This window comes from Nocardia sp. JMUB6875 (assembly GCF_041154655.1).
Lineage (GTDB): Bacteria > Actinomycetota > Actinomycetes > Mycobacteriales > Mycobacteriaceae > Nocardia.
This window is the reverse complement of record NZ_BAAFGR010000005.1, coordinates 87,999-94,638: the sequence shown is the minus strand read 5'-3', so window position 1 is coordinate 94,638 and position 6,640 is coordinate 87,999. Positions and strand designations below refer to the sequence as shown.

Sequence of the window (6,640 nt, the reverse complement as noted above, 5' to 3'; positions counted from 1 at the left end):
GGGTGTCGGGCCGCTCGTCGGCGACGCGCTGCTCCCACATCTCCTGCATGCGGTCCATGGCCGCCCCGTACTCGGTGAGGTGGTCGGTGTCGTCGATGAGGGTCACGGGGCGGGACTTCACGGATTCATTGGTACCACTTCGCGGGATCGGGGATGCGCGTCACCCGGGGATGCGATCCTGCTGGCCATGGCACAAATCGCGAGTCGTCGTATGCACTGGGAGCACGCGACGTCGGTGCCCTTCACGGCGCTGGCGCTCGCCTTTCTGATCTCGTATGTGTGGCAGGTGCTCGACCACGGACGGACACCGGCGCTGGACCATTGGCTGACCCGGATCGATATCGCCATCTGGGTGGTGTTCTCCGCGGATTTCCTTTTGCGGCTGCGGATTTCGACGGATCGGCGGCGGTTCCTGCGGCACAACTGGCTGGACCTGTCGATCGTGCTGGTGCCGCCCCTGCGGCCGCTGCGGTTGCTGCGCGCGGCGTTGCTGATCATCGACGCGGTCGATCGGCACACCCGGTTCCAGGCGCGGATGCGGTTGGCGGTGTTCGTCGGGGTGAGTTCGGTGCTGCTCGTCCTGCTGTGCAGCGTGGCCGTTTACGACGCTGAACGGGACGCGCCTGGCGGCAATATCCACAGCCTCGGCGAGGCCGGATGGTGGTCGATGGTGTCGGTGACCACGGTCGGCTACGGCGATTTCCATCCGGTGACCCTCACCGGACGGCTGATCGCGGTGGTGCTCATGACCGTCGGCATCGGGCTGATCTCCTTCACCATCGGTGCCACCACCAGCTGGGTCATCGATAAGTTGCGGATTGTCGACGAATCGGTGGAGCGGGCCGACCGCGACCTCGAGGAACTGCTCGGCGAGGTCCGTTCGCTGCGTGCCGAGATCGCTGAGCTGCGGGCCGAGCTGGGGTCGGAGGCGGCGGCCGCCCGGCCCGAACCACGCCGGGAGGTGGCTGCGAGCTGGGGAAATCCAGGTGAGGTGGGCTGATTACAAGGATTACGATGCGACCAGCAAGAATGGGAGAGCAATCCCGACCCGTAACCAGCCTGGGGAGTGACGAACCATCGTGGCCGATGACAACAGTGCCGAGCAGAACGCTGCCTTGAGCGAGGAATCGCTCGCTGCTGCCGCGGAAGCTGCAGAGAAGGCGTTTGCCGCGGCCGCCACCCTGGACGAGCTGGCGACCGCCAAGACCGAATACATGGGCGGCAAGTCCCCGATCTCGCTGGCGCAGCGATCGCTGGGCAGCCTGCCCAAGGAGGAGAAGGCCGAGGCCGGTAAGCGCGTGAACGTGGCGCGCGGCCGGGTGTCGAGCGCCTTCGAAGCGCGCCAGGCCGAACTGCTCGCCGAGCGCGACGCCGCGGTGCTGGTGGCCGAGACCATCGACGTGACGCTGCCCGCGCGACGGCACGCGACCGGTGCGCGGCACCCCATCTCGGTGCTGTCCGAGCGGGTCGCGGACGTGTTCGTGGCCATGGGCTGGGAGGTCGCCGAGGGTCCCGAGGTCGAGACCGAGCACTTCAACTTCGACGCCCTGAACTTCCTGCCGGACCATCCGGCCCGCACCATGCAGGACACGTTCCACATCGCGCCCGAGGGTTCGCGGCAGGTGCTGCGCACGCACACCTCGCCGGTTCAGGTGCGCTCCATGCTGTCTCGCGAGCTGCCGATCTATGTGGTGTGCCCGGGACGGACCTTCCGCACCGACGAGCTGGATGCCACGCACACGCCGGTGTTCTCGCAGGTCGAGGGTCTGGCCGTCGACAAGGGCCTGACCATGGCGCACCTCAAGGGCACCCTGGACTCGTTCGCGCGGGCGCTGTTCGGTCCGAACACGACCACCCGCATGCGGCCCAGCTACTTCCCCTTCACCGAGCCGTCCGCCGAGGTGGACGTGTGGTTCGAGGACAAGAAGGGCGGCCCCGGCTGGGTCGAGTGGGGCGGCTGCGGCATGGTGAACCCGAAGGTGTTGATCGCCAGCGGCATCGATCCCGAGGTGTACAGCGGTTTCGCGTTCGGCATGGGCCTGGAGCGAACCCTGCAGTTCCGCAACGGCCTGCCGGATATGCGCGACATCGTCGAGGGCGACGTGCGGTTCACGCTGCCGTTCGGCATCCAGTCCTGATCTGACCCCGCTGAGTCCATTCACTGAACAAGGAAGCGAAACGTCAAGTGCGAGTAGCGCAGTCCTGGCTGACAGACATCCTGCAGCGGACCACCCCCGGGTGGTCGGTGACGGCCGAGGAACTCGACGCGGGGTTCGTCCGGGTCGGTCTGGAAGTCGAAGAGGTCGATCCGCTGGAGCCGGTGGGCGGTGACATCGAGCACCCGCTGGTTGTCGGCCGGGTCGCCGAGATCACCGAGCTGACCGAGTTCAAGAAGCCGATCCGGTTCTGCAAGGTGGACGTCGGCAATCCGGAGCTGCAGGAGATCGTCTGCGGCGCGCGGAATTTCGCCGTCGGCGATCTGGTGGTCGTGGTGCTGCCGGGTGGCGTGCTGCCCGGCGGCTTCAAGATCGCGTCGCGGAAGACCTACGGGCACACCAGCAACGGCATGATCTGCTCGGTCGCCGAGCTGGGCATCGGCAAGGATCACAGCGGCATCCTGGTGCTGGAGCCCGGCACCGCCGAGCCGGGCGCGGACGCGAATGTGCTGCTGGGCCTGGACGATACGGTCATCGAGCTGGCCATCACGCCCGACCGAGGCTACGCCTTCTCGGCGCGCGGCCTGGCGCGTGAACTCGCCTGCGGCTTCGACCTGGAGTACGGCGATCCGGCGCAGCGCCTGCTGCCCGACAGCGAGGCCGAGGCCTGGTCGGTCAAGCTCGAGCCCGAGTCGCTGTGCACCCGTTTCGCGGCCCGCCGGGTGACCGGTGTCAACCCGAAGGCCGTGAGCCCCTGGTGGTTGCAGCGTCGCCTGCTGCTCTCGGGCGTGCGCCCGATCTCCCCGGCCGTGGACGTCACCAACTACGTGATGCTCGAGCTCGGCCAGCCGCTGCACGCCTTCGACGCCGCCAAGGTGCAGGGCGGGCTCGTGGTGCGCCGCGCGCACAAGGGCGAAACCCTGCGCACCCTCGACGAGGTCGAGCGCACCCTGGACGCCGAGGACGTCGTGATCGCCGACAACTCCGGCGTGGTGTCGCTGGCCGGTGTCATGGGCGGCGCGAGCACCGAGGTCGGCTCGGAGACCACCGATGTGCTGCTCGAGGCGGCGACCTGGAACCCGGTCGCCATCGCGCGCACCACGCGCCGGCACAAGCTGTCCTCGGAGGCGAGCCGTCGCTACGAGCGCGTCGTGGATCCCGAGATCAATGTGATCGCACTGGACCGCGCCGCCACGCTGCTCGCCGAGATCGCCGGTGGCACTGTTGAATCCGTGCTGACCGACGTGCGCGTGCCGACCCCGGCCCCGCAGCCGATCGCCATGAACATCGACCTGGCCGACCGCACCGCGGGCGTGCACTACGCGCCCGGCGCGGCCACCCGCCGCCTGCAGCAGGTGGGTTGCTCCATCGAGGTGGGCGTCAGCGAGGCCGGACACGGCCAGTTGGTCGTCACCCCGCCGAGCTGGCGGCCCGACCTCACCCAGCCTGCCGACCTGGTGGAGGAGGTGCTGCGCCTCGAGGGCCTGGACAAGATCCCGTCGGTGCTGCCCACCGCCCCCGCCGGTCGCGGCCTGACCGCCGAGCAGCGCCGCCGCCGCGCGGTGAGCAAGGCGCTGGCCTTCGAGGGTTGCGTCGAGGTCCCCGCCCCGGTCTTCATGCCCGGCGGCGTCTTCGACACCTGGGGCCTCGACGCCGACGACCCGCGCCGCAAGACCCTGCGCGTCCTCAACCCGCTGGATGTCGAGCGTGCCGAGCTCTCCTCGACCCTGCTGCCGGGTCTGCTGGAAATCGCCGCCCGCAACATCTCCCGCGGTGAGCGCGACCTCGCCATCTACGGCATCGGCCAGGTCACCCTGCCGACCGAGGAGACCGTCGCGGTCCAGCCGATCCCCGTCGACCGCCGCCCCACCGAAGACGAAATCGGGATCCTGCTGAAGTCGTTGCCGCAGCAGCCGATCCAGATCGGCGCGGTCCTCACCGGCCGCCGCGAGCCCCGCGGGCCGTGGGGTCCGGGCCGCGCGGTCGAGGCGAGCGACGCCTTCGCCCTCGTCGACGCGATCGCCGACGCCGCCGGTGTGGTGATCGAACGCCGTGCCGCGCAGTACCTTCCGTGGCATCCGGGCCGCTGTGCCGAGCTGGTGGTGGACGGCGTCGTCGTCGGCCACGCCGGTGAGCTGCACCCGGCGGTGCTGGAGCGCTCCAGCCTGCCGCCGCGCACGTGTGCGGTCGAGCTGGATCTGGATGCGCTGCCGATGCGTGAAGTTCGGCCCACGCCTGTGGTTTCCGCGTTCCCGGCGGTGCTTCAGGATGTCTCGGTGAGCGTGGACAAGGCCGTGCCTGCGGCGTCGGTCGAGGAAGCTCTCCGTAGTGGTGCGGGCGAACTCCTCGAAACCATCTCGCTGTTCGATGTTTATGAGGGTGCGCAGGCGGGTGAGGGTCGCAAGTCCCTGACCTACGCTCTGCGCTTCCGGGCGCCGGACCGGACGCTGACCGAGGACGAGGCCAGCGCGGCGCGTGACGCGGCGGTTTCCGCTGCGTCGTCGGCAGTGGGAGCCGTTCTCCGCTGACGGAGAGCGAAAGACAAAAAGACAAAAGAAGCAAAGACAAAGACGCCTGGAGAAGGGGGAGGAGGTGGCTGGGTTCGCGGCCTCGGCTGCGGCACCAGCCTCCTCGAGGCTCGGGCGCGCAGCGGCCCGGGGTAGAACACTCAAAGATGCCCATTGCGTGTCCGATTCGGGCGTGGGCGAGGGGCTGACGGCGAGGGGTTTGGGTCTTTGCCCTTTTGGTTTGTCTTGAAGGTGATCCGTGCAGTCCGTGGGCTGGGATCGGCGGGTGGCGGCTCCCGGCTCGGCGTCAGCCCAAGTGCGGTAGGGCAGGCGACGTAACCACACTTTTCGTTTGCTTTGCGGACGCGCGGGAGGGATGAGCGGCCCGGGATCAGGCCGCCCGTGAACCCCACTCCCGGCAGCTTGCGGCGATGCTAGTGGCGACCCGCTGCCCGACGTGATGTTTCTCGTTCACGCGGGGCGTGCGCGTCGGGTCGATGGCTTTGGGAGCGATCCAGGCGACGCGGCCGGGGTGTGGGGAGTTCTTGCCGAGCATCACCGTTGACCACCCGTCGGCACTGTCGTTGACGAGGGCGTGGTGGTGGTCGCAGACCAGTGCCAGGTTGGTCAGATCGGTGGGTCCGCCTTTGGCCCAATCGATTACGTGGTGGGCGGCGCACATGGACGGTGGCGCGTCGCAGTCGGGGTGGGTGCAGCCTTTGTCGCGGGCGATCAGCGCGAGGCGCTGGCCCGGGGTGGCGAGGCGTTGGGCGGTCGCGGTCTGCTTACCGGACTTGCCCTTCGATGAGGCCGAGTCGCTATGGCGCTGAGGGGGATTGGTCAGCGGCTTGCAGCGTCCGAGGAAGAGCGGGATGCCGTTGGCGTCGAGGATGGTCAGCACCGGGCGGGTGCCGGTGGCCATCTTCAATGCCTCGTTGACGGACATGTGGCCGCCGGTCGCGGTGGTGGCGATCCCGGTGCCACGCTCGAGGTCTTCGAGGCTCATCGACAGGCACACCTGCACGGGCAGGCCGCGGTGGTTGCCGAGCTTGGAGAAGTCGACGCCGGGCTGCAGCAGCGCGAAGAGGGCGTCGTGGTTGCGCTGCCCGATATCGCGGCGATCCCGGCGCGCGGCCGCCTCCAGCACGGTCGAGTCGATGACCGCGCCCAGCCCGGCGACATCCGACGCCGGGCTGTCGGGGTCCTCGAGGTTGCACATGCCCGGGCGAGCGAACTTGGCCAGCAACGCGTCCAGCAGCGCGCGCAGCTCCGGGGTCAGCCAGCCTTCGATCCAGCTCATGCCATCGACACCGGGGCGGCCGATGATGAGGCCACGGCGGCGTCGGCGGTCGGCGTCGTTGATGACCTTGCCGTCCGGGTCCAGGCGGGCCAGGATCTCGCGGCCGATCTTGGGGAGATCGTCGGGAAACAGCCCCTCGCAGGACTTCTCGACCAGCAGGCGCTCGGTCTCCACCCGTGCCTCGGCGGGAATGTCGGTGGGCAGGTGGTTCATGATGTCCACGATATGGCGGACATGATCGCGCGAAATATCGCCTGCTTCAAAGGATTCCGCTGCCTTCGCGAGGGCGGCGGGGCGCAGGTGCCCGGTCGGCTCGAAGACCTCCGCGCACTCGCGGGTGATCTTCACGCGCACCGACGCATCATGCGCTGACAGGCCCAGGGTGTGGCGCAGGAACGGCACGAGCTTGCCCGCGCCGCTGGCCTCGGGCAGAGAGCGATCGGAGGCCTCGATGATGAGCTTCGAATCCAGCGCGGACAGCTGACGCTTGCAGGTCTCCAACTGCTGCATCAACGCAATGACTTCGGGGTCGGAGAACTGTGCCAGGTTGCCGTGCCCGACGGTGTTCGACAGGGTCTCGACCGCGGCCGCCAGTTCGGCGATCCCGCAGTCGTTGAATGTCACCCCCATCGAATTCATGTTCTAATTCTACCTCCATCATGATCGCATTGATAGCC

General features: G+C 68.6%; 4 protein-coding genes. 3 read left to right on the top strand and 1 reads right to left on the bottom strand.

The annotated features are described in order from the left end of the window. Positions 1 to 187: 187 nt before the first annotated feature. The 3 genes from ACAM49_RS02720 (at position 188) to pheT (ending at position 4,684) form a co-directional block, all read left to right on the top strand. Complete coding sequence (locus tag ACAM49_RS02720; RefSeq protein WP_369633850.1) at positions 188 to 1,000, top strand: potassium channel family protein; 813 nt, start codon at positions 188 to 190, stop codon at positions 998 to 1,000. 79 nt (positions 1,001 to 1,079) lie between these two features. Continuing rightward, entirely contained in the window at positions 1,080 to 2,138 is a 1,059-nt protein-coding gene (gene pheS, locus ACAM49_RS02715) for a phenylalanine--tRNA ligase subunit alpha (protein ID WP_369633849.1), read from the top strand. A gap of 47 nt (positions 2,139 to 2,185) precedes the next feature. After that, positions 2,186 to 4,684, top strand: a complete 2,499-nt coding sequence (gene pheT, locus ACAM49_RS02710; protein WP_369633848.1) for a phenylalanine--tRNA ligase subunit beta — start codon at positions 2,186 to 2,188, stop codon at positions 4,682 to 4,684. Positions 4,685 to 5,054: 370 nt separating this feature from the next. On the opposite strand, the gene ACAM49_RS02705 is transcribed toward pheT, so the two are convergent. After that, complete coding sequence (locus ACAM49_RS02705) at positions 5,055 to 6,602, bottom strand: DUF222 domain-containing protein (RefSeq protein ID WP_369633847.1); 1,548 nt, start codon at positions 6,600 to 6,602, stop codon at positions 5,055 to 5,057. Positions 6,603 to 6,640 lie beyond the last annotated feature (38 nt).